Annotated in this window: 27 protein-coding genes and 1 tRNA gene; 18 read left to right on the plus strand and 10 right to left on the minus strand. The window is 61.9% G+C overall.

Annotated elements, in window-relative coordinates:
• Positions 1-36: 36 nt before the first annotated feature.
• Entirely contained in the window at positions 37-1,248 is a 1,212-nt protein-coding gene (locus ABNP46_RS11955; RefSeq protein WP_349918022.1) for an MFS transporter, read from the plus strand.
• A gap of 25 nt (positions 1,249-1,273) precedes the next feature.
• Here the strand turns inward: ABNP46_RS11955 and ABNP46_RS11960 are convergent, their stop codons facing one another.
• From ABNP46_RS11960 to ABNP46_RS11980, 5 genes are all read right to left on the minus strand, one after another.
• Entirely contained in the window at positions 1,274-1,819 is a 546-nt protein-coding gene (locus ABNP46_RS11960) for a VOC family protein (protein WP_349918024.1), read from the minus strand.
• 1 nt (position 1,820) lies between these two features.
• Positions 1,821-2,585, minus strand: coding sequence for a DNA repair protein (locus ABNP46_RS11965; RefSeq protein WP_349918026.1), 765 nt, complete (start codon positions 2,583-2,585; stop codon positions 1,821-1,823).
• Positions 2,586-2,747: 162 nt separating this feature from the next.
• Positions 2,748-3,473, minus strand: a complete 726-nt coding sequence (gene nfsA, locus ABNP46_RS11970; RefSeq protein WP_349918028.1) for an oxygen-insensitive NADPH nitroreductase — start codon at positions 3,471-3,473, stop codon at positions 2,748-2,750.
• 66 nt (positions 3,474-3,539) lie between these two features.
• The gene (locus ABNP46_RS11975; protein ID WP_349918030.1) at positions 3,540-5,105 is read right to left on the minus strand and encodes an AbgT family transporter; all 1,566 of its coding nucleotides are present in this window, start codon (positions 5,103-5,105) and stop codon (positions 3,540-3,542) included.
• A gap of 154 nt (positions 5,106-5,259) precedes the next feature.
• Positions 5,260-7,200 carry a putative bifunctional diguanylate cyclase/phosphodiesterase gene (locus tag ABNP46_RS11980; RefSeq protein WP_349922476.1) on the minus strand — a complete coding sequence of 647 codons (1,941 nt, stop codon included), beginning with the start codon at positions 7,198-7,200 and terminating at the stop codon, positions 5,260-5,262.
• Positions 7,201-7,370: 170 nt separating this feature from the next.
• Here ABNP46_RS11980 and ABNP46_RS11985 point away from each other — a divergent pair, with 170 nt between their 5' ends.
• The 4 genes from ABNP46_RS11985 to ABNP46_RS12000 all read left to right on the plus strand — a co-directional run bounded on the left by ABNP46_RS11985 (position 7,371) and on the right by ABNP46_RS12000 (position 10,644).
• The gene (locus tag ABNP46_RS11985; RefSeq protein ID WP_349918032.1) at positions 7,371-8,072 is read left to right on the plus strand and encodes a DUF2982 domain-containing protein; all 702 of its coding nucleotides are present in this window, start codon (positions 7,371-7,373) and stop codon (positions 8,070-8,072) included.
• A gap of 77 nt (positions 8,073-8,149) precedes the next feature.
• Positions 8,150-9,094, plus strand: coding sequence for a LysR family transcriptional regulator (locus ABNP46_RS11990; protein ID WP_349918033.1), 945 nt, complete (start codon positions 8,150-8,152; stop codon positions 9,092-9,094).
• Between the two features lie 46 nt (positions 9,095-9,140).
• Positions 9,141-10,157 carry a response regulator gene (locus ABNP46_RS11995; RefSeq protein ID WP_349918034.1) on the plus strand — a complete coding sequence of 339 codons (1,017 nt, stop codon included), beginning with the start codon at positions 9,141-9,143 and terminating at the stop codon, positions 10,155-10,157.
• A 55-nt stretch (positions 10,158-10,212) separates the two neighbouring features.
• Positions 10,213-10,644 (plus strand): PAS domain-containing protein, encoded by a 432-nt coding sequence (locus ABNP46_RS12000; RefSeq protein WP_349918036.1) that lies wholly within the window; start codon positions 10,213-10,215, stop codon positions 10,642-10,644.
• 67 nt (positions 10,645-10,711) lie between these two features.
• Here the strand turns inward: ABNP46_RS12000 and ltaE are convergent, their stop codons facing one another.
• From ltaE to ABNP46_RS12015, 3 genes are all read right to left on the minus strand, one after another.
• On the minus strand, positions 10,712-11,728 hold the full coding sequence (ltaE, locus tag ABNP46_RS12005) for a low-specificity L-threonine aldolase (protein WP_349918038.1): 1,017 nt from the start codon (positions 11,726-11,728) through the stop codon (positions 10,712-10,714).
• A gap of 86 nt (positions 11,729-11,814) precedes the next feature.
• Positions 11,815-12,525, minus strand: coding sequence for a short-chain dehydrogenase (locus ABNP46_RS12010; protein WP_349918039.1), 711 nt, complete (start codon positions 12,523-12,525; stop codon positions 11,815-11,817).
• Positions 12,526-12,646: 121 nt separating this feature from the next.
• The gene (locus ABNP46_RS12015) at positions 12,647-13,054 is read right to left on the minus strand and encodes an XRE family transcriptional regulator (protein WP_349918040.1); all 408 of its coding nucleotides are present in this window, start codon (positions 13,052-13,054) and stop codon (positions 12,647-12,649) included.
• A 132-nt stretch (positions 13,055-13,186) separates the two neighbouring features.
• Between ABNP46_RS12015 and ABNP46_RS12020 the strand changes: the two genes are divergently transcribed.
• Positions 13,187-14,086, plus strand: coding sequence for an aldo/keto reductase (locus ABNP46_RS12020; protein ID WP_349918041.1), 900 nt, complete (start codon positions 13,187-13,189; stop codon positions 14,084-14,086).
• Positions 14,087-14,152: 66 nt separating this feature from the next.
• Here ABNP46_RS12020 and ABNP46_RS12025 read toward each other — a convergent pair whose 3' ends face one another.
• Both ABNP46_RS12025 and ABNP46_RS12030 read right to left on the minus strand, forming a co-directional pair.
• Entirely contained in the window at positions 14,153-14,398 is a 246-nt protein-coding gene (locus tag ABNP46_RS12025) for an RNA recognition motif domain-containing protein (protein ID WP_349922477.1), read from the minus strand.
• A gap of 249 nt (positions 14,399-14,647) precedes the next feature.
• A complete protein-coding gene (locus ABNP46_RS12030; RefSeq protein ID WP_349918042.1) occupies positions 14,648-15,190 on the minus strand; it encodes a hypothetical protein in 543 nt (180 codons plus the stop codon).
• 165 nt (positions 15,191-15,355) lie between these two features.
• Between ABNP46_RS12030 and mepA the strand changes: the two genes are divergently transcribed.
• The 12 genes from mepA to nuoF all read left to right on the plus strand — a co-directional run bounded on the left by mepA (position 15,356) and on the right by nuoF (position 25,659).
• Positions 15,356-16,120 (plus strand): penicillin-insensitive murein endopeptidase, encoded by a 765-nt coding sequence (mepA, locus tag ABNP46_RS12035; protein ID WP_349918043.1) that lies wholly within the window; start codon positions 15,356-15,358, stop codon positions 16,118-16,120.
• Positions 16,121-16,176: 56 nt separating this feature from the next.
• Positions 16,177-16,767: a LemA family protein gene (locus ABNP46_RS12040; RefSeq protein WP_349918045.1), complete on the plus strand. Its 591-nt coding sequence runs from the start codon at positions 16,177-16,179 to the stop codon at positions 16,765-16,767.
• Positions 16,768-16,820: 53 nt separating this feature from the next.
• On the plus strand, positions 16,821-17,552 hold the full coding sequence (locus tag ABNP46_RS12045) for a TPM domain-containing protein (protein WP_349918046.1): 732 nt from the start codon (positions 16,821-16,823) through the stop codon (positions 17,550-17,552).
• A gap of 22 nt (positions 17,553-17,574) precedes the next feature.
• Positions 17,575-18,192 carry a TPM domain-containing protein gene (locus tag ABNP46_RS12050; RefSeq protein WP_349918048.1) on the plus strand — a complete coding sequence of 206 codons (618 nt, stop codon included), beginning with the start codon at positions 17,575-17,577 and terminating at the stop codon, positions 18,190-18,192.
• Positions 18,193-18,463: 271 nt separating this feature from the next.
• A tRNA-Ser gene (locus ABNP46_RS12055) sits at positions 18,464-18,551 on the plus strand.
• Between the two features lie 307 nt (positions 18,552-18,858).
• Positions 18,859-19,617 (plus strand): flagellar motor protein, encoded by a 759-nt coding sequence (locus ABNP46_RS12060; RefSeq protein WP_349918049.1) that lies wholly within the window; start codon positions 18,859-18,861, stop codon positions 19,615-19,617.
• Positions 19,595-20,470 carry a flagellar motor protein MotB gene (locus ABNP46_RS12065; RefSeq protein ID WP_349918050.1) on the plus strand — a complete coding sequence of 292 codons (876 nt, stop codon included), beginning with the start codon at positions 19,595-19,597 and terminating at the stop codon, positions 20,468-20,470. Before ABNP46_RS12060 ends, ABNP46_RS12065 begins: the two co-directional genes overlap by 23 nt.
• 281 nt (positions 20,471-20,751) lie before the next feature.
• A complete protein-coding gene (locus tag ABNP46_RS12070) occupies positions 20,752-21,156 on the plus strand; it encodes an NADH-quinone oxidoreductase subunit A (protein WP_349918052.1) in 405 nt (134 codons plus the stop codon).
• A gap of 29 nt (positions 21,157-21,185) precedes the next feature.
• Positions 21,186-21,860 carry a NuoB/complex I 20 kDa subunit family protein gene (locus ABNP46_RS12075; RefSeq protein WP_042640748.1) on the plus strand — a complete coding sequence of 225 codons (675 nt, stop codon included), beginning with the start codon at positions 21,186-21,188 and terminating at the stop codon, positions 21,858-21,860.
• A gap of 2 nt (positions 21,861-21,862) precedes the next feature.
• Positions 21,863-23,668 (plus strand): NADH-quinone oxidoreductase subunit C/D, encoded by a 1,806-nt coding sequence (gene nuoC / locus ABNP46_RS12080; protein WP_434476147.1) that lies wholly within the window; start codon positions 21,863-21,865, stop codon positions 23,666-23,668.
• A 63-nt stretch (positions 23,669-23,731) separates the two neighbouring features.
• Positions 23,732-24,292, plus strand: coding sequence for an NADH-quinone oxidoreductase subunit NuoE (gene nuoE / locus ABNP46_RS12085; protein ID WP_349918054.1), 561 nt, complete (start codon positions 23,732-23,734; stop codon positions 24,290-24,292).
• A complete protein-coding gene (gene nuoF / locus ABNP46_RS12090; protein ID WP_349918056.1) occupies positions 24,289-25,659 on the plus strand; it encodes an NADH-quinone oxidoreductase subunit NuoF in 1,371 nt (456 codons plus the stop codon). The genes nuoE and nuoF overlap by 4 nt, the downstream gene beginning before the upstream one ends.
• Positions 25,660-25,666 lie beyond the last annotated feature (7 nt).

The raw sequence follows: 25,666 nt of genomic DNA on the forward strand, positions 1-25,666 counted from the left end.
ATAACTCTGCAAAAAATGCAGTCAGGACAACCGCATATGATCGAAATCGGCAGCCGTGAGTGGATACGCGCCACCTTGGCCCTGAGTCTGGGCTCCTTCCTGGTGTTCCTCAATCTTTATCAGACCCACCCTCTGCTTCCCCTGCTGTCTCAGGTCTTCTCCGTCAGCTCCCTCTCCGCCGGCTGGACCCTGGCGGGCTGTACCGCCGGGCTCGCTGCCTCGCTGCTGCTGTGCGCCCGGCTCGCGGATCGCTTCGGTCGCCGCCGCATCATGTTGTGGACACTGACCGGCGCCATCCTGCTCTCCTTGCTCATTCCGCTGGTGACCGACTTCGACATGCTGGTGGCCCTGCGCATCCTGCAGGGCGTCTTGCTGGCCGGGCTGCCCGCCACCGCCATCGCCTACATGGGGGAAGAGTTCAGCAAGCGAGCCCTGCTCTCCGCGGTCGGGGTCTATATTGCCGCCAACTCACTCGGTGGCATCGCCGGCCGGGTGGTCGGTGGCCTCCTGGCAGGCTGGTTTGGGGATTGGCAGCACACGTTTTTTGGCATCGGCCTCATCAGCCTCACCTTGTTGCCGCTGGTCGTCTGGCTGCTGCCCGCCCAGACCCGCTTCGTGGCCGTGGTCGCCGCCCCCGGCCAATTGCGCCAAGCCATCGCCAGCCACCTCGGCAATCCGCTGCTGGTGGGGGCCTATCTCATCGGCGGGCTCAACTTCATGGTGTTCCTCAACCAATACAGCTACCTCACCTTCCTGATGGCCGAGCCCCCCTTCTCCTTGCCAACCCAGTGGCTCGGGATGCTGTTTCTGACCTACCTCACCGGCACAATCGCCTCTTCCATCAGCGGTCGCTGCGCCAGTCGCTGGGGGGCACAGCACCTGTTGCTCGCCGGCATCCTGCTGATGGCCATCGGCAGCCTGGTGCTGCTGATTGGCACCCTGACTGCTATCCTCGGCGGGCTGCTTGCCTCGAGTTTTGGCTTCTTCCTCGCCCACGCCTGTGCCAGCGCCTGGGTCGGCCAGCACGTGGAGCACAACCGGGCGCTGGCATCGTCGCTCTATCTGGTGGGGTACTATCTGGGGGCCAGTCTGGGGGGTCTGTATCTGCACCCCTTCTGGGAACGGGGGGGATTGACAGGATTGGTACTCGGCATCGAACTGGTGCTCTGCGTCACCGCCGTGCTCAGCCTCTGGCTGGGTCATCTCAAGGGGCGCAGCCCGCGCCCCCTCTCCTCTCTGGCATCCTGAACTGCCACAGGCACGCGGCGGAGTGTCAGAGCTTCCCGTAATAGTCCATGGGTACCGGCACCACGGCGCCGGTCAGCAGCTCCTCGTCGATCACCTCGCTCAAGGGGCGCAGGTGGAATTTCACCTGACCCGAAGGCAGCATCAGCCCCACATCCGGGTTGCGCTCATCCTCGATATTGGCGGTCTTGAACGGCAGAGCGGGGTGTGCGGCCACCAGCTCATGCAGGGAAGAGACCACCAGTTCGATGTGTTCGAGCCCCGCCTGATGCGTGCGGCCCGGCTTGGGAGCGGCCAGCTCGATGCAGGGCACGCTCACCCCTTGCCAGCAGACGGGCTGGTGCAGCCGGTAGGTAGCGATGGGCCGCCCCCCTATCATGCCCTCCACCAGCAAGACCCCGTGCTGGGCAAGCTCGCGTTTGAGACTCAGGTATTCGGGCAGGGTGGCGGCGCGGTAGCAGAGATGATCCACGTTGGGTGACGCCAGCTCTCCCATCTGGGCGTGCAATTCGGTCAGCAGTTGACCAACAAAAGGGGCCATCGGCCCCAGGGTGGTATTCAGTGGATGGGGCATATCACCATTTCTTCTTCGGTTGGAACAGGACATCCAGCTCGTCGGCCTCTTTGTCCTTGATGTTTTGCAGCTCTTTCTCGCTGTGCTGCTGCAGGTGTTCCTCCAGCTGGAGCAAGCCCTGGCGCATGTCTTCTTCCCGGGCGAACAGGTAGGCATCCTTGTCGGAGATGTTGGCAAGGGCGCTCAGTCCCTTGGTGTAGAGTTGGCGGCAGGTACCGTACTGCCCCTGGATCTGGGCATCCATGGCCCGTTTCACCAGGTTGGCGATATTTACCTTGAGCTGCAGCAGCTCGAGGCGACGATCCTCTTGGGCGAACCCTTGCGGATCTATCTTGCCCTTGTTGTGCTCCACCCGCAGCACGGCGCGCATCTTCTTGGCCAGCTGCAGCATCTGGATCGCCTGACGATCGGACTCCGGCGTCTTGAAGTGTGCCTCGTCCTGGCTGCTGTAGTGTTCCTGCACATTCTTGATCTGGATCTGCACATCCTGCACCCGCTGCTTGATCTGGCCGGTGGGCGAGACCTGGGCGATGGCGCGATAGGCATCCAGGATCCTGTGCTGCAACAGCAGCACCATGTTCTTGGAGAAGGGCACCAGGTTGACGTTCAGCAGCATCTCTTCGGTTTCGTCCGCCACCGCTTTGTGGCGAGCAATGGCCTGGCGCTTGTCGGCCTCGGCCTTCTGTTTGTATTGCTGCACCACGTTATAGGCGATGACCAGAAACAGGAGCGCGCCGATAGACAGCAATATCAAGGTTAAAATCATAGGGTGTCCAAACTCCTGTCCCAATCCAATTGCCTGATCCTACAACAGCTTACCCCTCACAGGGTAGCGCCCATTGCCAGCCAGGTTCACAACAATGGCAAGCGGCCCCGCGAGGGGTGGCGCGCAGCCTCAGTCCCTCACTCATATCGCCCGCCTCGCCCATTACTTGAGACAAAAGCCTCGTGATTGCAGGAAGCCCAGCATGAAGGGGCGCGCCTCCTTGCCGAGAATGGCCTTGATCTGGCCACTCCAGGCCTGCTGTTTGTTGTTGCTGCTGCGGGCCTGGTAGTAGGCCTGGATCTGATCGTCGTATTGGGCCAGCAGTTCGCGATCGAGCGCAGCTGGGTAGCGGTTCTCGTGAACCACCAGGGCGCGGGGCAGACGCGGTTTCTGCTCAGGCTGCTGGGCGGGGTGACCCAGACAGAGGCCAAACAGGGGGATCACCTGATGAGGCAGCGAGAGTGCCTCGCTCACCGCAGCCGGATTGTTGCGAATGCCGCCGATGTAGACACCGCCGAGCCCCAGTGACTGGGCCGCCAACAGGGCGTTCTGGGCCATCAGGGCACCGTCGATGGCGCCGATCAGCAACTGCTCCACAAAGCCGGTCTGGGCCTGTGGCACTATCTGGCTGTGACGCTGGTAGTCGGCACAAAACAGTAGAAACTCCGCCGCCTCCGCCACATAGGCCTGATGACCGGCGAGTTCCGCCAGGGTGGCACGCAGCCCCTTGTCGGTCACCCGGATGATGCTGTTGGCCTGCAGGAAGCTGGAACTGGCGGCCGACTGGGCGGCGCTCAGGATCTGATCGAGCTGGGCGGCATCGATGGGATCGGCGGTGAATTGGCGAATGGAGCGATGGGAAAGGATGAGATCGATGGTCGGGTTCATGGTGCCTCCAGATGAAGGCCTCACTTTACCCAAAAAAAACGAGGGGCCCAAGGCCCCCCGTCACCCTCAAGGGGCAGGATACACATACGGGGCCTGCAACCCCAGCGGGAAGCCCATCCCCCAGTAGAGCAGCAGGAAGATGCTCCAACTCACCAGGAAGGCCAGGGAGTATGGCAGCATCATGGAGACCAGGGTGCCGATGCCGGTGCTCTTCACATATTGCTGGCAATAGACCACCACCAGCGGGAAGAAGACCATCAGCGGGGTGATGATGTTGGAGGCGGAATCCCCTACCCGATAGGCCGCCTGGGTCAGTTCGGGGGAGATCCCCACCGCCATCAGCATGGGCACCAGGATGGGGCTGATCAGCGCCCACTTGGCCGACGCCGACCCCACCACCAGGTTGACGGTGGCGGTGAGCAGGATGATGCCGACTATGGTCACTTCCCCCGGCAGGGCCAGGGCGTGCAGCACCTCGGCACCGGAGAGCGCCAGCAGGGTACCGAGGTTGGAATCCCCGAACGCCTTGATGAAGAGGGCGCAGAAGAAGGCCATCACCATGTAGGAACCCATCTTGTTCATGGTGGCGGACATGGCGTCGATCACGTCCTTGCCGCTCTTGAAGCTGCCCGCCACGAAGCCGTAGACGATACCCGGCAGGATGAACAGCAGGAAGATGAGCGGCACGATGGATTTCATCACCGGCGCCGCGAAGGTGGTGAGCGAACCATCCGCCGCCCGCATGGGGGAATCGCTCGGCGACAGGGCCAGTCCCAGCAGCACGATGGCCGCCAGCATGGCAAAGCCGGCCCAGTTGAAGGCCCGGCTCTCCCGGTCACTGTAGCGGCCCATCTCGTCGGCGCTTTCCAGCTCCTCGTTGAGGGGAATGTGCTTGAGGCGCGGCTCGACGATGCGCTCGGTGACGAACCAGCCCACGCAGATGATCAGCAGGGAGGAGGCGCCGGTGAAGAAGATGTTGCACAGGGTATTGACCATGTACTCCGGATCGAGCAGCTGGGCAGACGACTGGGTGAACCCCTGCAGCAGGGCATCACCGCCGGAGGGCAGGAAGTTGGCGGCAAAGCCGCCGGAGACCCCGGCAAAGGCGGCGGCGATCCCCGCCAGCGGGTGACGGCCGGCGGCGTGGAAGATGATGCCCCCGATGGGAATGACCAGCACATAACCCGCATCCGCCGCCGTGTGGCTGACGATAGCCACCAGGATCAGCATGGGGGTCAGAAAACGCGCCGGCGTGACCTTGAGCAGCTTCTTGAGACCGGTGTTGATGAAACCGGACTGCTCGGCGACGCCCACCCCCAGCATGGCCACCAGCACGATGCCAAGCGGCGCAAAACTGGTGAACGTGGTCACCATGCTGGCGAGAAACTCGGCAAGCCCTGCGCCGGTCAGCAGGTTGTTGACCACCACGGCCTCGCCGGTGCGGGGATTGACCAGATCAAACGAGAATTGGGAGAGGATCCAGGAACCGACCCAGACGATCAACAGCGCATAGAGAAACAGCATGGCGGGGTCTGGCAGCTTGTTGCCCGCCTTCTCCACCCCGTTCAGAAAGCGATTCAACCAGCCGCTGGGTGGGCTGGCGGGGCCCTTGTTGACTGCAGCTTGACTCATTATGGTGATACTCCACGACCAGGAAATGAGGCTGCATACTAGCGATAACGTCCAATAAAACCCATGATACGAGTCATATATTCGATTAATTTTGTTTAATTTGGTATGTCGCACCATAAAAACGCGACATGCCGCACATCCCACTGTCGAGATTTTAGCCGTTTACCAGCGGATAGGCGCCACTCTTGCACTGGATGACGAAACCCACCTCCTCGACCTCGGCCGCGGTCATGGGAGTGCTGAACAGGAATCCCTGGAAGATGTGGCAACCCTGGGCGCGCAGGGCCGCCAGCTCGTGCTCGTCCTCCACCCCTTCGGCCAGGATCCCGAGTCCCAGGCTGGTCGCCATGGCGACCGTGGCCCGGATCACCGGCAGGTTGAGCCCCACCACGAAGGAGCGATCCAGCTTGATGGTGTCGATGGGCAGCCGGTTGAGGTAGGCGAGCGACGAGTAACCGGTGCCAAAGTCGTCGATGGCTATCTTGATCCCCTGCCCGCTCAAGGCGTCGAGGATGTCGATGCACCCCTTCATATCCAGCATCAGCACGGTTTCGGTCAGCTCCAGAGTCAGCAGACCGGGATCGACCTCGAATGCCGCGAGCTGCTGGGCCACCAGCCCCGGCAGATTCGCCGACAGCTGGAAGCCGGAGAGATTGACCGACACCGGCACCCGCACCTGCCATTGCCGTTGCCACTCCCCCATCTGGGCCAAAGCCGTGGAGAGCACCCAGCTCCCTATCTCGCGAATGAGCCCCATCTCCTCCGCCAGCGGGATGAACTCCCCCGGGGAGACGTGCCCCAGCACGGGGTTGTACCAGCGCAGCAGGGCCTCGAAGCCGATGAGCCGGCCCTGGGCCACATCCACCTGGGGCTGATAGCGCAGGCTCAGCTCCTGGCGGCCCACCGCCTTGGCCAGAAACTGCTTCAAGGTCAGCTTGCGATGCAGGCTCTGCTGCATGCTGGGGGTGAAACGCTGCCAGCGCAGGCGTCCCATCTGCTTGGCCTGATACATGGCCATGTCGGCGCGGGTGATGAGGTTGTCGCCATCATCAGCGTCGTCCGGGTAGATGGCGATGCCGATGCTCCCCCCTATGGTGACCTCGGGGAGGCCGCTCAGCTGCAGCGGCTTGCTCATCTGGGAGAGCATGAGATCCGCCACCTCCTGGGCCCGCTCGCTCGCCTGATTGAGGGGCACCAGGGCGGTGAACTCGTCCCCGCCGAGGCGCGCCAGCTCCACGTCCCGCGGACAGATCTGCTTGAGCCGCCCGGCCACCCGCTCCAGCAGGCGATCCCCCGCCTTGTGGCCGTAGTTGTCATTGACCAGTTTGAAGTTGTCCAAGTCCATGAACACCAGGGCGAAGCGTCCCCCGATGCCGCAATAGGCCTCGAGGGATTTCATCAGGCCATAGCGGTTGAGCAGGCCGGTGAGGGAGTCGTGCCAGGCCAGGTGGCGGTGTTCCAGCTCCTCGAGCTTGCGGTCCGTGATGTCCCGCATGGTGAGCAGTATCCTGGCCCCTTGCTGGATGTGACGAAACTGGTACTGAAACCAGCGCATCCCCTTCAAGGTCCGGCACTCCCCCTCGGCCACCACCTCGTCGAGGCGGGAGAGCCGGCGCAGAAAGGCCTCGTCCACCCCGGAGAACACCTGCATCAGCTGGCGAACCTGGAGGCCGAAGCAGAGCTCGAAGTGGTGGTTGCCACTTTCGAATCGCCCCTGGTTGTCAAACAGACAGGCAAGGGTATCGCCGGTGGCGAGGGAGGACTCCTGATAGAGGGTGTCGGCGTCGATCACCGCCTCCGTCATCATCATCAGGCGCCCGGCTATCTCGACCCCGGAGAGGCGCAGATAGACCTGTTTCTTGACCCCGCGCGGGGAGATGGTCCACCACTCGCTGTAGCTGCGCCCTTGCTGGAAGTCGCCAAGATAACGCTGCAACAGCAGATCGATGGCGGCGGCCATGTCGGCCGAGAAGTCGCGGGATTGCAGTTCGATGAGGGAACTCGCCTCCCATACCCCCAGCGCAGAGCCATTGGCCCAGTAGATATGATGACGCTGGATGTCATAGACCCAGACAGGGGTATGGAGTGCATCCATGGCAGTGAGTAGGCGTTCGTCTAGCGTATTCATCTTTGGTGGTGATTCATGCTGAGAGCTCATAGCAACACCAGTCACGGCCATCCCTGAACGACGCCAACGTGCTGGTACAAAATCAGATCCGGCTCATAATCTGGAAACATGCATGGGCAAGATAAGGCCGGTTTTATATGAAAACGCTACATGTGAACCCTATGGTCAGAAAAAACGGACTCACATTGATATTGTTGGGTGTAGTCATAACCATAGCCATGATTTTTATACTTTTTTTGTTTCGCGAACAACTATTAATCCCGGCCATCTCGGTGCTCCTCGCAGGACTGATGACAGTATTCGTCGGAGCCCTCAAGCTCAATGAGCCTCATTTTAGTCTCTCCCTGTGTCAGGATTGTTTGCAATATCACCACAAGCACGGGGGCTGGATCCTGAAATGGAGAAATATTCAACGAATTGACCAGCCGCGTATCCATTTGGGCTGGGATTTGGTGCCCCTCCCCTATATCGGTCTGAAGATTAAGGATTACGACGATTTTTTGACGTTGATCACACCCCGGCTGGCGGTCCGCCTGCTGACCGAGCAACGCGCCGTGCTGTTGCAGGCGATGCAGAGCGAGCAGCCAGGCTGCCTTGGCGGCGGTTGTGGCAGTGGCCTGCTGGGGGGAAAGTTGCTGGAAGAGAGCCGCTTTCGTTCCCCCTCCGGTCAGCGTTACGAGGGGGTGATCGCCATGCTCGGCAACCGTATGACGAGACTGCGGGACTTGCTGGGGTATGATCTGCTGGTCCCGGACAACAGCTTGGATCGGGCGCCCGCGGATTTTGTCCGCCTGTTGAATGAATATCGCCGGGAATCGAATCTAATCCAGATCAATTAAATGCCGGATTGCGCTTGCCAAGCCAGATGACTCTTCATAAGGTCTCTGGCTTGTTACAAACACCCCCTAAGCCGCTTATGAAGTACATCGAAGAGTTCTATCTGTTCGTCAAGGTGGTGCAAGAGGGCGGTTTCTCCCACGCCGCAGCCGCGCTGGGCATGCCGACCGGCACCATCAGTCGACGAATTTCTCAGCTGGAGGAGCAGCTTGGCTGCAGCCTGCTGCACAGATCCACCCGCAAGCTGCGCCTCACCGACGAAGGCCTGCGCTATTACGAGCGCCTCTGCACTCCCCTCGCCGAGATTGAACAGGCGACGGGGGAGATCCAGGGTCAGGATCGCGACATCCGCGGCCTCATTCGCCTCGCGGCCCCCATCGCCCTCTCCAACACCATCCTGGTCGACATGCTGGCGGACTTCGGCCTGCGCTATCCCGGGGTGCAATTTGACATCAGCCAGACCAATGATCACTCCCCCCTGTGCGATCAAGACAGGGATCTGGTGTTCTTCAATGGCGAGCTGCCCCAGTCCCTGCCCAATGCCCTCTGCCTCGGCCACATCGAGTACGGCTTGTTCGCCTCTCCCCTCTATCTGGAGAAGATGGGCAACCCGGCGCACCCGGCGCAGCTGGAAGAGCACGACCTCATCCACTGCTGGCCACACCGTCACTGGCAGCTGATCGATCGGGACGAGCAGATGGTGCAGGTCAAACGCCCCCCGCGCCTGAGTGTCAACCAGACCCAGGCTGCCGTGCGAGCGGCCCGGCGTCACCTCGGCATCGTCAACGCCCCCCTGCACTATGTTCATCCCTTCCTGCAGGATGAACAGCTGGTGGCCGTGCTGCCAAACTGGCGATCGGATCGGCGCCCCTTCTACATGCTGCAGTGCCAGCCCCAGTTCACCCCGCTGCGGGTCAAGATGTTCGCCGAGTTCGTTGAAAAGTACTCGGTACGCTATCGCAGCCATCAACGGGACGATCAATTCTTGCCGGCCATGCCCCTGCCCATTGCATCTGACCTCTGATACTGCGACCTTTACCCGATGCACCTCGCACGGACTGGCCAACACCATGAATGTATTGATATGTGATGACTCGGGTTTTGCCCGCAAGCAACTGATGCGCGCCCTGCCCACCCCCTGGTCAGTGACCCTGCACCAGGCCGCCAACGGCCTGGAAGGGGTGGAGCAGATCCTGATGGGCCATGGGGATCTGGTCTTTCTGGATCTCACCATGCCGGAGATGGACGGTTACGGCGTGCTGGAAACCCTCAAGCAAGAGGGGCTGCGCAACAAGGTGATCGTGGTCTCCGGCGATATCCAGCCGGAAGCCTATCAGCGCGTCATGGCGCTCGGCGCCCTGGATTTCATCAAGAAACCCGCCTCCCCCGAGATGCTGCAAGCACTCCTGCAACGCCACGGCCTGTGGCAGCCGGGTACGGCTCCCGCGGTGGCGGTCACGCCATCCGCCCCCCCTGTCAGCGCCCCGGCCATCTCGTTCACCCCGGAGCTCAGGGATGTCTATCAGGAGCTGGCCAACGTTGCCATGGGCCAGGCCGCCAACCTGCTGGCCCAGCTGCTCGACGCCTTCGTGGTGCTGCCCATCCCGAACGTCAACGTGCTGGAGGTCTCCGAACTGCACATGGCCCTCTCGGCCGCCGCCGAGTCGGATACCCTCTCTGCCGTCTGCCAGGGTTTCATCGGTGCCGGCATTGCCGGGGAGGCCCTGCTCCTGTTCCATGATGCCAGCTTCCAGGATCTGGCCCGCCTGATGAACCATCAGGGGGCACTCGATCACAATGCCGAGCTGGAACTGCTGATGGATACCGCCAACGTGCTGATCGGCGCCTTCCTGCGCGGTTACGCCAATCAGCTAGACACCCCCTTCAGCCAGGGGCACCCGGTGGTGCTGGGTCAACACAGGTCCATCCAGGACCTGATCCAGACCAACCAGAGCCGCTGGCGCCGCACCCTGGCCATCGAGATCAACTACCGGATCCAGGGTTATGCCGTGCAGTGCGATCTGCTACTGTTGTTTACTGAAGATTCCATCGCCACCATGAATAACAAGATCATGCACATGCTCTAGGGTCATCACGACCATTGGCAGCATAAATGACCAGACAAGAGAGCAAGGAGTGACCATGGAGATTCGCGAATTTCATTGGCTGATGAACATAGTCCAGAACCTGGATGTGGGGCTGGTCGTACTCAGCCGGGACTACAAGGTACAGGTATGGAACGGCTTCATGGAGAGCCACAGCGGCCGCCTGGCCGCGCAGGTGCGTGATCAAAGCCTGTTCGAGCTCTTTCCCGACGTGGACAGGGCCTGGTTCGAGCGCAAGGCGAACATGGTGTTCAAACTCAACAACCGCGCCTTCAGTACCTGGGAGCAGCGCCCCTACCTGCTGCGCTTCTCCAACTATCGCCCCATCACTGGCACGGCCCCCCACATGTACCAGAACCTGACCCTGGTGCCACTGGCCGATTTCGGTGGCCAGGTGACCCACCTGGCCGTCATGATCTACGACGCCACCGACGAGGCAACCCTGATCATGGGCCAGCGTCAGGGCTGAGCCCCCGGCAACAAAAGCAGAGGGCGCCCGCAGGCGCCCTCTCTCGTTTCTCACTCATCGACGTGCATCAGGCGTTCACAAACTCGGTGAAGGCGTCGATCACCTCGTCGATGTCGTCATCGGTGATCTGCAAGTGGGTTACCAGTCGCATCTCGCCGTAGCCGGAGAAGAGGATGCCGCGCTCCTTCATGAAGGCGAGCAGTTCCGCGCTCTCCCCTTTCACCAGCCGCAGGAACACCATATTGGTCTGCACCTCGGCAAGATCCAGTTCGATGCCGGGCAGGACCGCCAACCCTTGTGCCAGCCGCTTGGCACGGCGGTGATCGTCCGCAAGGCGTGCAACGTGCTGATCCAGGGCGAACAAGCCGGCCTGGGCCAGACTCCCGGCCTGGCGCATGCCGCCCCCCAGCATCTTGCGCAGTCGCCGGGCCCTGGCGATGAAATCGCCCGCTCCCACCAGCAGGGAGCCCACCGGCGCCCCCAGCCCCTTGGAGAGGCAGACGGAGACACTGTCGAAGGGGGCGGCAATGGCCGCAACCGGTTCACCGCTCGCCACCACCGCATTGAACAAGCGAGCACCATCCAGATGCAGTGACAGGCCATGGCGGTCGGCGACATCGCGCACCTGATGCAGATAAGAGAGTGGCAGCACCTTGCCGTTGTGCGTGTTCTCGAGGCAGATGAGGCGGGTCTGGACGAAATGGGCATCATCGGGGGCGAGGCCCCCCAGCACATCGGACAGCAACAGGGTGCCGTCGGCCTGAGTAGGCACAGGTTGCAACGCCACCGAGCCCAGCACGGCAGACCCTTGCGCCTCATAGCGATAGATGTGGGAAGCCGAGCCCAGGATGGCGCCTTCGCCGCGCTGGCAATGACTCATCATCGCCAGCAGGTTGGACATGGTGCCGGAGGGCACGAACAGGGCGGCCTCCTTGCCCAGTAGTTCGGCCCCCTTGCGCTCCAGCGCGTTGATGCTGGGATCTTCCCCATAGACATCATCCCCCACCTCGGCGTGCAGCATGCTCTGGCGCATGGCCTCCGTGGGCTGGGTCACGGTATCACTTCGTAAATCGATATAGCGCATGTCATCCTCCTGATGCAGGTGAATGACATTAACCAGACGGGGAGAGCCTGGCAAGCGGCGGGGGAGCGGAATGTGAATCCGGTGACTCACCAGGGAAGGGGGCGGCCCGCCAGATCCAGAAACTGGCCGGAGTGGGCCGGCGTCAGGGTCTCGATGAGGTTGAGCAGTCGCGGCGCCACTTGCGCGGGGGCTGGCAGCGAGGCAATATCCAGCTCGTGGTGAAACGGCTGCTGCAGGGGGGTGTCCATCGGCCCGGGGTGCACCGTGATGACCCCAGCACCGGGGAAGCGCTGTGCCCACTCCCGCGCCAGCAGGCAAGAGCCCATGTTGAGGGCTGCCTTGCTCATCCGGTAGCTGTAGCGACCAGGGACGCCTTGCGATGCAGCATCTCCTATGCTGCCCGCCAGATCCGAGACAGAGCAGAGCCAGAGGCGAGCATCCGGCGCCATCAGCCGGCTTAGGCAGGCCCCCAGTGCAAGATGGGGCCAGGCATTGACCTGCAGGCTCTCGCAGAGCCACGCGGGATCCACCTCTTCCACCCGCCGCTCCGGCAGGTGGTTGAGATCGTGCAGCAGACCGATGGTGTTGATCACCACGCTCGGCAACCGGGCCTGCTCATAGAGGGTGAACAGGGCATCGAAGGCGAGAGAGTCCACCTCCTGCAGCGGGAAATAGCAGGCGGGATCCAGCCCTCTCGGCAGTTGCCGCCCCGCCAGCAGCCACTCTTCGCCGCGACTGGCCAGCTCATGTGCCAGCGCCATGCCCAGTCCGCCACTGCCCAGGATCAGATAGCCCATCTCCATGTCCTTGGATTTGCCCTTTGTTTAGAGGGTATCAGAAGAATCACGGGCCCGAGGCTCCCGCGCTCTCCCGCCGCCTCATCGAGGCTCTGGCGCTTCGCGCGCCATCTCTTCCGGCTCAGGCCTTGTCCAGGTGGCGACCAAACTCCCTGGCCCGGGCCAAGTCCAGAAAACCGTCAGCCTGCTTGTGGCTGCGCAGGAACTGGTAGTAGGCGAGCAGAGTGACGAGCTGCTCCTCATCGGGCAGGGGCTCGGCAGGTAAACGCTCCAGCAGCAAACGGCCCGCCGCTGCCAGCGCTTCTCTATCCACCACCTCGGCCTGGCGGTAGAGATAACCGCAGCCGGTGGCGAGCCACTCCAGGGAGCAGTTGGCCCCCATGGCAATCTGGTTCGCCTTGCCAAGGCCGGGTTCGGCCCCTTTCAGGTACTTGCGGATCAATGCCTCGCTCAGGCCCACCTTGCGGGCGAAGGCGCTCACGCTCCCCGTCCCTATCAAGCTCTGCAGCCGGTCGGCAAACCCTTCCATCTCTCCTCCCCAGAACCAAAGTTCGAATTTGCGCGGGACGCATTATTGCCATGTCCACCGGAAGAGACCAAGATGCAGGCAGTATTTATTTCCCGTATTCGCCCATTTTCCGTTATGTCCCAAGGAGTCACCATGTCCGTATCCCGTCTTGCCCTGCACCCGCAAGGCCCGACCTTCTCCCGTCTCATCATGGGCTACTGGCGCCTGATGGAGTGGCAGCTCTCCCCCGAAGCCCTGCTGGATCTGATGAAGTACCACCTGGATCTGGGGGTGACCACCATCGATCACGCCGACATCTACGGCGGCTACCAGTGCGAGGAGGCCTTCGGTCGTGCCCTGCGCCTCGAGCCGTCCCTGCGCAGCCGGATGGAGATCGTCAGCAAGTGCGGCATCGCCCTGACCGCCAAGCCGGAACATGCCCTCAACCACTACAACACCGGCAAGGCCCACATCATCGCGAGCGCCGAGGCCTCCTTGCAAAAACTCGGCACCGATCATCTTGATCTGCTGCTGATCCACCGCCCGGATCCTCTGCTGAATGCGGACGAGGTGGCCGATGCCTTCGTCACCCTGAAGCAGGCGGGCAAGATCAAGCACGCCGGGGTCTCCAACTTCACCGCCCGCCAGTTCGAGCTGCTGCAATCGCGCCTTCCCTTCCCCTTGGTCACCAACCAGCTGGAGATCTCGCCGCTCCATCAGGAAGGGACGCTGGACGGCACCCTGGATCAGTGCCAGCAGCTGCGCATCAAACCCATGGCCTGGTCCTGCCTCGGCGGCGGCCGCTTGTTCAGCGATCCGGCCTTTGGCCCCCTGCGCGCCGAACTCGAGCAAATTCGCCAGGAAGTGGGTGCCCAGACCCTGGAGCAAGTGGTTTACGCCTGGGTGATGATGCTGCCGAGCCAGCCGCTGCCCCTCATCGGCTCCGGCAAGCGGGAGCGGATCGCGGCGGCCGTAGCGGCCGAGTCCATCGTGCTCAGCCGCCAGCAGTGGTTCCGGATCCGCAAGGCCGCCCTCGGTTACGACGTGCCCTGATCCCGCCTTTCAGACAAACAAAAACGGCATGGAGCGATCCATGCCGTTTTTCGTTATCGAGACGATTCAACGGTGGCGCTGGGGGCGACCACGAGGAGCATCTGTCTTCGGCTTGGCCTGATTGACGGTGATGGTGCGCCCGCCGACCTCGGTGCCGTGCAACCCGGCGATGGCCTTCTCGGCATCCCCGTTGACCGGCATTTCAATGAAGCCAAATCCCTTGGACTGACCGGTATCCCGGTCGATGATGATATCGACCTTGTCTACCTGTCCAAATTGGCTGAACACGCTTGTCAGTTCGTCGGCCGTCATCCGGTACGACAGATTTCCTACGTAAATCTTCATGCCATCCACTCTCGATTCTAGGTGCCTTATCTATGCATCCACCGGCAGAGAAGTAAGGCACAACCCCCTTGCCGGACCAGCCATGGCATCATGCCGTGGCACTCCTCATCCCACAGCCCAAGTCATTGATCTCTTGGGCTACCGGCACGAGAAAGATCATGTCGAATCAGAGGCAGTATCTGAGCTTTATGGCACATTGTCGAGAAAATAGTCAGATCAGGCCGGTTGCAGGCTGGCCAGGATCTCCCCGAGGGCGCGTCGACCATGCCAGGCCCGTTTAAAGCCGAAACGGTAGACACCGGGTTCCACCTCGTGGGTCCCTTCCCTGGTCAGCCTCAGCAGCGCCGTGGTCGCGGCCAGGGTCTCCGCACCGAGCGCCAGATCCAGGCTGAAGTCGAGCCACTGACCGTCATGACCCACCTTGCGATCCCGCGTCATGCCCACCAGCGCCGATCTGGGCAAGGCCAGCGCCTTGTCATCCCCGCCGTTGAGCAGATAGAGGTGTTCATCGTCCCAGGCGAGCTCTGCCAGTCGCCAGCGTTGCCAGTTGCGCGGCAGCACCATCATCAGCAGCACGATGCCGCCAAACACCACGCCAACCCAGGGCAGCAACCCCATCTCGGGATAACCCAGCCAGATGGCGGCCACGACGGTGCTAAGGCTCGCCAACAGCAGGCAGACCATGATCCCGTAGAAACGCCGCGCCGGTGGCATCAACCAGCACAGCCCCGGCCGTGACGCCAGTTCACTGACTCTCATCTAGATCTCCTCTTTTCATGATTGCCGCGCATTGTGCGTGAGCCTGCCTGTGCGTTGCAACCCGCAGGGCAACGCGGATGACGAGCGCTCGCCTCTGTTGATATGATTGGGGTTATCTGAGCCCACACTCAAGCCCGCACAGCGGGCGCCACGACAGGAGATCCCATGCTCGCTACCGCTATCCTGCTCGCCACCAGCACCTTCTTGACCCCGCCCCTCTCCCTCCAGAGCGAGGCGATTGGCGGCTACGCCGCCGGCTGTCTGAAGGGGTCGATGGCCCTGCCTCTCGAGGGGCCAGGCTATCAGGTGATCCGCAGCAAGCGGCTGCGCTACTACGGCCACCCGGATCTCATCCATTACCTGCAGGGGCTGGCGAACCGGACCAAGATGGTCGGCATGCCGGATCTCTACATCGCCGATCTCGCCATGGCCAGGGGGGGCCCCTTCACTTCGGGCCATCGCAGCCACCAGACCGGTCTGGATGCCGACATCTGGTTTCGGATGGCCGACAGGCCCATCGCCAAATGGGAGCTGGATGCTCCCAAGGAGTGGGCCCTTATCGATGAACCCAGCTACCGGGTGCTGCCCGGGCGTTTCGGGCCCCAGCAGCTCACCCTGCTGCGCCTCGCGGCCGACCGACCCGAGGTGACCCGCATCTTCATCAACCCCGCCCTCAAGGCCGAGGTGTGCAAGCGGGCGGGAGACGAGCCTTGGGTCTATAAGCTGCGCCCCTGGGTCGGTCACTTCAGCCACTTCCACGTCCGCTTGCGCTGCCCGGCTGGCAGCCCGGACTGCCAGCCTCAGGCCCCCATTCCCCCAGGCAATGGCTGCGGCGCCGAGCTGGCTTCCTGGCTCAAAGACAAGCCCCAGCTCCCCAAGGTATCGACAAGCTATCGCGCCCCTACCCTACCCAGTCGTTGTGAGGGCTGACCACAAGCTGGTATGGTGTCAGCGCCGAATTAAATACATCCAATGGAGACAACAATATGGCCACTTCTCTCTGGCGCAAGACCACCCAGAGCCTGTTGATGTTGACCCTGCTGCTGGGGTTGACCGGATGCGGCATGAACAACATTCCGACCCTGGATGAACAGGTCAAGGCAAGCTGGGGGCAGGTGGAGAACCAATACCAGCGCCGTGCCGATCTCATTCCCAACCTGGTGGCGACCGTCAAGGGCTATGCCAGCCACGAGCAGGAGACCCTCAAGGCGGTGACCGATGCCCGTGCCCGGGTCGGCAGCCTGCAGGTGAGTGACCCCTCCCAGCTGAAAACCTTCGAAGCCGCCCAGGATCAACTCTCCAGCGCCCTCTCCCGGCTGATGGTGGTGGTGGAGCGCTACCCGGATCTCAAGGCGGATCAGCAGTTCCTCACCCTGCAAGCCCAGCTCGAAGGGACCGAGAATCGCATCGCCGTGGCCCGTCGCGACTACATAGAGGCGGTGCGCCAGTTCAATACCGAGATCCGCACCTTCCCCGGGGTCATCTGGTCGAAACTGCTCTACTCGGATCTCACCGCCAAGCCGAGCTTTAGCGCCAAGCCCGGTGCCGATGAGGCCCCCAAGGTCAGCTTCCAATGAGCCGAACACCCAGCGGGCCCCGGCCTGCGCCCCTTGCCTCTTTAGCACCTCGGATGCAACGACTCATGCAGGGAGTGCTGTGGGTCTTGCTGCTCTGGACGACGGCCCTGCACGCCGCCCCCGACTTCCCTCCCTTGACTGGCCGGGTGGTGGACGAGGCAAACCTGATGTCCCGCAAGCAGGCCCACCAGCTCACCCAGCAGCTGGCGGCGTTCGAGCAGCGCAGCGGCGTCCAGCTGGTGGTGGTCTCCATCGACAGCCTGGGCGGCGACACCATCGAAGAGTACGGCTATCAACTCGGGCGTCACTGGGGCATAGGTCAGAAGGGGCAGGACAACGGCGTCCTGCTGCTGATCGCCCAGGACGAGCGCAAGGTGCGCATCGAGGTCGGTTATGGCCTGGAAGGTGCCCTGCCCGATGCCATCGCCGCCAACATCATCCAGACCCGGATCCTGCCCGCCTTCAAGCGGGGTGACATGGTGGCCGGCATCGTCGCTGGCAGCCAGGGCATCATGCAGGCGCTGGCCGGGGAGTATCAGCCTCGCGACACCGCCAAGCAGGAGAAAGGCGGCGGCCCCTGGCTGTTCATCCTGGTGGTGATCGCCATGATCATCCTGCACAACCTGCGCGGCGGCGGGGGCGGAGGTTCAGGTGGTCGTCGCCGTGCCGCCTATCTGGCCGGTGGCTTCGGAGCCGGGCGTTCAGGTGGCGGGTTTGGCGGAGGCGGCGGATTTAGCGGTGGGGGTGGCAGTTTCGGTGGCGGCGGTGCTTCCGGTGGCTGGTAATCGAGGAATAAGAGACAACACGATGATTTCGAAACAGTTCTATCACACCCTGCAGGCCAAGGTGCGACAAGCCGAACAGGCAACGGATGCGGAGCTGGTGACCGTGCTGGCCCCGGCCAGCGATGGCTATCGCTACATTCCGACCCTCTGGGCCGCGTTGCTGGCCATGCTCACCCCACTGCTGGTATTCCAGCTCGGCTTCTGGCTCGGCTGGTACGAGATCCTGCTGGTGCAGTGGTCGGTCTGGCTCTTGCTGAGTCTGCTGTTCCACTGGACCCCCATCAAGATGCGGCTCATTCCCAAGAAGGTGCGCCAGCACAGAGCCTCTCTGATGGCACGCCTGCAATTTGTCGAGCAGGGTCTGCACCGCACCAGGGACCGGTTGGGTGTGCTGATTTTTGTCTCGGTGGCAGAACATTATGTGGAAATCCTGGTGGATGATGGCATCGCCCAGCACATTGACAACGCCCAGTGGCAGGAGATCATCGACGACTTCGTGGTGCGGGTGCGCAACAAGGAGGTCGAGCAGGGCTTCCTCGAATGTGTGGAACGCACCAGCGACATCCTGACCGACGCCTTCCCGGCCACCCGGGATCAGAACGAGCTGCCCGACAGCCTGATCATCCTGGACAAGCCCTGATCGGGCTTAAAAAAACGGCATTCTGCTCAAGGGATAGGCGTTCGATAAAGATCATGAAAAATAAGGGGAAAAGTGATTGACCCAGCTCAGCCTTTCCCCTACATTACGCCCCGTTCCAGCGCAACGGCGCAAAGAACGACGTGGTGATTGGACACGTTAAACCGCAGTCGAAAATTTGGTGATGTGCCCAAGTGGCTGCCAGCCGATGAAATCGGCATGAAAGCACGCAACGCGTGCTTAGCAAGCCACAAGCAGATGACTAAAACAATTTGGTGAGGTGTCCGAGTGGCTGAAGGAGCACGCCTGGAAAGTGTGTATACGGCAACGTATCGAGGGTTCGAATCCCTCCCTCACCGCCAAATTGAAAAGCCGACCTCAAGGTCGGCTTTTTGCTTTCCAGCGCCATTGATATCCAACCCCTGCTCTCGTGTGCCCAGGCTTTTGGCCTCCCCCATGCAGCACATCCCCCCTCCCCTTGCTTGGCATGAGACATCGCGCTCATTAGCCCTTCTTGTACCCTCATGATCCCGTCATCGCGGCCGAAAAAGGAGTCATGGCGCACACAGCTCGACCTCTCGGATATTGCTCACCGATTGGATATCATTTTGAAAAACTGATACTTAAGTGGCTACACTAGCCACATTCAACGCATAGGGACATGGACACATGAGTCTGATCGGTTTGCTGTTAGCCTTGGCAGCCATTTTGGGTGGCAACCTGATCGAAGGGGGCCATCCCAGCGCCCTCCTCGATCTGCCCGCCTTCCTCATCGTGATCGGAGGAACCGTGGGCGCCGCCCTGACCCAGTTCCCCTTCTCCGTGGTCGGCAAGACATTCAAACGCTTCAAGTGGCTGATCACCCCGCTGCGTATCGACATGCTGGAACAGGCCCAGCTGCTGGAGACCCTGGCGGGCAATGCGCGGCGCAGCGGCATGCTGGCGCTGGAAGGCATGATCGACGACATCAAGGATCCCTTCCTGCAAAAAGGGGTGCAGATGATGGTCGATGGCTACGAGAAGACCAAGATCCACGAGGTGCTTGAGAACGAAATCGAGTTCGAGCAGGAAGATCTCGAACAGACCGCCAAATTCTATGAGGCCATGGGGGGCTACTGCCCCACCATGGGTATCGTCGGTGCAGTGTTCGGCCTGATCCACGCCATGGGCCTGCTGGATCAGCCGGACAAGCTCGGGGGCGCCATCGCGGTGGCCTTCGTCGCCACCATCTACGGGGTGGGCGCCGCCAACCTCATCTTCCTGCCATTTGGCAACCGCTACAAAGGGTTCGCCCACCAGATCCGCCACTACAAGGAGATGACCCTGACCGGCATTCTCTGCATCGTCGACGGTGAATCCCAGCAGCGGCTGCAAGTCACGCTTGAACCCTACCTCGGAGGTCACGGTGGCCAAAAAGAAAAAGGCTGAGGCGCCGGAGAACCATGAACGCTGGCTGGTCTCCTATGCCGACTTCATGACCCTGCTGTTCGCCCTGTTCGTGGTGCTCTACTCCTTCGCCATGGCCAAGCAGTCGGAGACCCGGGTGCTGATCCAGGGCTTTATCGAATCCCTTGGCAAGATTGGCCTCATCTCCATGCCTGCCGGCTCCCCTGTCATGCAGGGGGGTACTGGCATCCTCGAGCCCGAGTCCAAAACCACCCCCGGCACCTCCCAGAAGGAACAGGTGCTGGATACCCAGACCCCGGCCGCCGCCTCGGATCCCTTCAACGAGACCATCGGGGCCTCGGAGAAACCCAGCGCCACCGAAGCCTGGCCCCACAAGACCAAGGAGCAGGACTGGGCCGTCGTCACCAAGCAGAAGCTGGATCAGCAGCTCAAGAGCCAGATCGAATCAAAAGAGATCGAGGTGGAGCAGCTCGGCAGCCAGCTGGTGATCCGCATCGGTGAGCAGACCCTGTTCCCGGCGGATTCCGCCTTCCTGCAGCCCCAGTTCATTCCTTTGGTCAACAAGGTCTCGGACGTGCTGGCGGACATTCCCGGCAAAGTGGTCGTCACCGGTCATACCGACAACTCCCAGGCACCGGTGGAGCTCTATCGCAACAACTGGGAACTGTCGGTCTTGCGAGCGGCCACCATAGTGCACACCCTGCTCACCAACCCCAAGCTGGACTCCCGGCGGGTGATGGCGCAAGGGGCCGCCGACACGCAACCACGCTACGCCAACGACACGCCCGCCCATCGCCAAGCGAACCGGCGTGTGGAGATAGTGCTCTCCCAGGGCAATGCGGCCGAGCAGTCCCTCCCCCTGCTCAAACCCTGATCACCTCCCCCTCTATCTGCTGATCAAAAGACCCCGCCAGGCGGGGTCTTTCACTTTTCCGATTAGTTTGTTTTTCGAGCACCGCTGCCACTTTTTTCGCCGCGCAAAAGCGATTGAAAATGATTCTCAAATGAGAAAATTGACCTCGCTAGCAAAACGTGATTTTCCCCCTGCTGATTAATAATTAATCCACTGAAATGACATGTAAATCAGTATGAAAGTGGCATACTAGGTAACATCCTTGTTAAGTCACATGATTAATTCGGTTAGGGAAAACCTATATGTTTGCTGATATTGCTGTCCAGCATTGGGCCTTTGCTGTCTATGTCATTGGTGCCATCTGTATCTGCCTGACCATGATTGGTCTCGCAGCCCTGTTGGGAGGCCGAGCCTACGGCCGCGCCAAAAACAAACCCTTCGAATCCGGTGTCGACTCCGTCGGCAATGCCCGTCTGCGCTTCTCCGCCAAGTTCTATCTGGTCGCCATGTTCTTCGTCATCTTCGACGTGGAAGCTCTCTATCTGTTCGCCTGGTCCGTCTCCGTGCGGGAGACCGGCTGGGTCGGTTTCATCGAAGCCACCATCTTTATCACCCTGCTGCTGGTCGGTCTCATCTACCTGTGGCGTATCGGGGCCCTCGACTGGGCGCCGAAAAAACCGGTCATGACTGACAAGAAGCCAGACTGAATTACCGATTACTCCTTTGAGGTTGCACCATGAAGTACACCCTGACCCGGATTGACCCGGATGCGCCCGTTGAGCGCTACCCCCAGGAACAGCGCCAGACCGTCGAGGATCCCCTGGCCCAGGAGGCCTCTCGCGGCATCATGATCGGGCGCCTCGAAGAGGTGCTGCAAGACACCGTCAACTGGGGTCGCAAGAACTCCCTCTGGCCCTACAACTTCGGCATCTCCTGCTGTTACGTGGAGATGTGTACCGCCTTCACCTCCCCCCACGACGTGGCCCGATTCGGCGCCGAGGTCATCCGCGCCTCCCCTCGTCAGGCGGACTTCATGGTGATCGCCGGCACCCCCTTCATCAAGATGGCGCCGGTCATCCAGCGTCTGTATGAGCAGCTGCTCGAACCCAAGTGGGTCATCTCCATGGGAGCCTGCGCCAACTCGGGCGGCATGTACGACATCTACTCAGTGGTACAGGGCGTGGACAAGTTTCTGCCGGTTGACGTCTATATTCCAGGATGTCCGCCCCGTCCAGAGGCATTTTTGCAGGCATTGATGCTGCTGCAGGACTCCATCGGCAAAGAACGTCGCCCCCTCTCCTGGGTGGTGGGCGATCAGGGGATCTACCGTCCCCAGATGCAGGCCGAGAAGGAGCGCAAGCGCGGCGAACGGATCAACGTCACCAACCTGCGCACGCCGGATGAGATCTGATCATGAAACTGACTCGCGAATTCCCCAATAACTACACCATGGCCCAGTGGCAGCCTTCCGATCACGCCGATGCCCAGGTGGTCGGCGAGCTGTTCGCCCACTTCGGTGCCGAGCGTTTCACCGTCCAGTCTACCCGCACCGGCGTGCCGGTAATCTGGCTCTCTCGGGAGCTGCTGCTGGATGTGATGGGTTTCCTGCGCGCACTCCCCTCTCCCTTCGTGATGCTGTTTGACTTGAGCGCCACCGACGAGCGGATGCGCAGCCAGCGCCACGGTTTGCCGGAGAGTGACTTCACCGTCTTCTATCACCTCATCTCCATCGATCGCAATGCCGACGTGATGCTGAAGGTGCCGCTCAAAGAGAGCGATCTGAACCTGCCGACCATCAGCCGCCACTTCCCGAATGCCAACTGGTATGAGCGGGAAGTCTGGGATCTGATGGGGATCACCTTCGATGGTCACCCCCACCTCACCCGCATCATGATGCCCAAGAGCTGGCAGGGTCACCCCTTGCGCAAGGACTACCCGGCCCGGGCCACCGAGTTCGATCCCTTCATGCTCGATGCCGCCAAGCAGGACATGGAGCAGGACAACCTGCTGTTCAAACCCGAAGAGTGGGGCATGGCCCGGGGCAACGAGAACGAAGATTACATGTTCTTGAACCTGGGACCGAACCACCCCTCCGCCCACGGCGCCTTCCGCCTGGTGCTGCAGCTCGACGGGGAAGAGATCCGCGACTGCGTGCCCGACATCGGCTACCACCACCGCGGTGCCGAGAAGATGGGGGAGCGACAGTCCTGGCACAGCTACATTCCCTACACCGACCGGGTCGAGTACCTGGGCGGCGTGATGAACAACCTGCCCTATGTGCTGGCGGTCGAGAAGCTGGCCGGCATCAAGGTGCCCCAGCGGGTAGACATGATCCGGGTGATGATGGCGGAGCTGTTCCGCATCCAGAGCCACCTCTTGTTCATCGGCACCTACATTCAGGACGTGGGGGCCATGACCCCGGTCTTCTTCACCTTCACCGACCGCCAGCGGATCTACACCATCATCGAGGCCATCACGGGGGCGCGCATGCACCCGGCATGGTTCCGCATCGGCGGCGTGGCGCACGATCTGCCCCAGGGCTGGGCTCGCCTCATCCAGGACAACCTGCTGAGCTGGCTGCCCAAGCGGCTGATGGAGTATGAGAAGGCCGCCATGCGCAACAGCATCTTGCGCGGTCGCACCATCGGCGTCGCCGCCTACAACACGGCACAGGCACTGGCCTGGGGCACCACGGGGGGCGGTCTTCGCGCCACCGGCCTCAACTTTGACGTGCGCAAGTGGCGCCCCTATTCGGGCTACGATCAGTTCGAGTTCGAGGTGCCGGTGGGTGCCAACGGGGATGCCTATGACAGAGCCCTGGTGCGCATCGAGGAGATGCGCCAGAGCATGCGCATCATAGAGCAGTGCATGAAGAACATGCCGGAAGGACCGTTCAAGGCGGATCATCCCCTCACCACGCCGCCCCCCAAAGAGCGCACCCTGCAGGACATCGAGACCCTGATCACCCACTTCCTGCAAGTCTCTTGGGGCCCGGTGATGCCGGCCGCCGAGTCCTTCCAGATGATAGAGGCGACCAAGGGGATCAACAGTTATTACCTGACCAGCGACGGCTCCACCATGAGCTACCGGACCCGGATCCGCACCCCGAGCTTCGCCCACCTGCAGCAAATCCCCTCGGTGATCCGCGGCCAGATGGTGTCGGATCTCATCGTCTACCTGGGCAGCATCGATTTCGTTATGTCGGATGTAGATCGTTAAGTCCCCGCCGTGCCCCCTGGGGCGCAACGGGACAATAAGAATAAGCGACAAAAGGTTTAAGTCATGAGCCAACAATGTCAGTGCCAACACAACTCATCCCCAGCGGGGCAAGGCCAATGCCAGAGCAAGGGATCTCTCCCGAGCCAGCAGGGCGATTTCGTCCTGAGTCAGGCCGAGCGCGACGCTATCGAACATGAGAAACACCACTACGAGGATCCTCGTGCCGCCAGCATCGAAGCCCTCAAGATAGTGCAGCAGGCCCGCGGCTGGGTACCGGACGGGGCCATCTATGCCATCGCCACCGAACTCGGCATCCCCGCCAGCGACGTGGAGGGGGTCGCCACTTTCTATAGCCAGATCTTCCGCCAGCCAGTGGGTCGTCACATCATTCGCGTCTGCGACAGCATGGTGTGCTACATCAATGGCCACGAGCAGTTGTTGGCGGGTCTGAAAGAGGTGATGAACCTGGCCCCGGGCCAGACCTCGGCGGACGGCCGCTTCACCCTGCTGCCAGTCTGCTGCCTCGGCAACTGCGACAAGGGGCCGGCGCTGATGATAGACGACGACACCTACGGCGGTCTCGATGCCATCGGCCTGCTGAAAACCCTGGAGGCCTACCCATGAAGTCATTCGCCTCCCTGGGCACCGCCAACCGCATCGCCCGTGCCCCCGAGACCCATCCCCTCACCTGGCGTCTGCGCGACGACGGCCAGCCGGTCTGGCTGGAGGAGTACCAGTCCAAGCAGGGTTATGAGGCCGCCCGCAAGGCGCTGGGCCAGATGAGCCCGGACGAAATCGTCAACACCGTCAAGGATGCCGGCCTCAAGGGCCGCGGCGGCGCCGGTTTCTCCACCGGCGTGAAGTGGGGCCTGATGCCCAAAGACGAGAGCATGAACATCCGTTACCTGCTCTGCAACGCCGACGAGATGGAGCCGAACACCTGGAAGGATCGGCTGCTGATGGAACAGCTCCCCCACCTGCTGATCGAGGGGATGATCATCTCGGCCCGGGCCCTCAAGGCCTACCGGGGCTACATCTTCCTGCGCGGCGAATACGTGGATGCGGCCATTCACCTGCGCCGTGCGGTGGAAGAGGCCAAGGCTGCGGGGCTGCTCGGCAAGAACATTCTGGGCTCGGGGTTTGACTTCGAGCTGTTCGTGCACACCGGCGCCGGTCGCTACATCTGCGGCGAGGAGACGGCCCTCATCAACTCCCTGGAGGGGCGTCGCGCCAACCCGCGCGCCAAGCCCCCCTTCCCCGCCGTCTCCGGCGTCTGGGGCAAGCCGACCTGCGTCAACAACGTCGAGACCCTGTGCAACGTGCCCGCCATCATCGGCAACGGCGTGGCCTGGTATCAGGGGCTGGCGCTGCCAGGCTCCGACGATCACGGCACCAAGCTGATGGGCTTCTCCGGCAAGGTCAACAACCCTGGCCTGTGGGAGCTGCCCTTTGGCATCACGGCCCGCGAGCTGTTTGAGCACTACGCCGGCGGCATGAAGCCCGGCTATCGCCTGAAGGCCTGGCAACCCGGTGGCGCCGGTACCGGCTTTTTGCTGCCCGAGCACCTGGATGCCCAGATGTATGCCGGCGGCATCGGCAAGGTCGGCACCCGCATGGGTACGGGCCTCGCCATGGCGGTGGATGACAGCATCAACATGGTCGCCCTGCTGCGCAACATGGAGGAGTTCTTCGCCCGCGAATCCTGCGGCTGGTGCACCCCCTGCCGCGACGGCCTGCCCTGGAGCGTCAAGCTGTTGCGGGCGCTGGAGCGGGGCGAGGGTCAGCCCGGCGATCTCGAGACCCTGGCCCAGCTGTGCAACTTCCTCGGCCCCGGCAAGACCTTCTGCGCCCATGCGCCGGGGGCCGTCGAGCCCCTTGGCAGCGCGATGAAGTATTTCCGCTCCGAATTCGAGGCCGGCGTCAAAGGCCATGGGGAGAATCGCAAGCTGCTCAAGGGGATCCAACCCAATCTGCTGAGCGAGCGCTGGTAACACGCGT

Origin of the sequence: Aeromonas veronii, from assembly GCF_040215105.1 — a bacterium.
GTDB classification, from domain to species: domain Bacteria; phylum Pseudomonadota; class Gammaproteobacteria; order Enterobacterales; family Aeromonadaceae; genus Aeromonas; species Aeromonas veronii_G.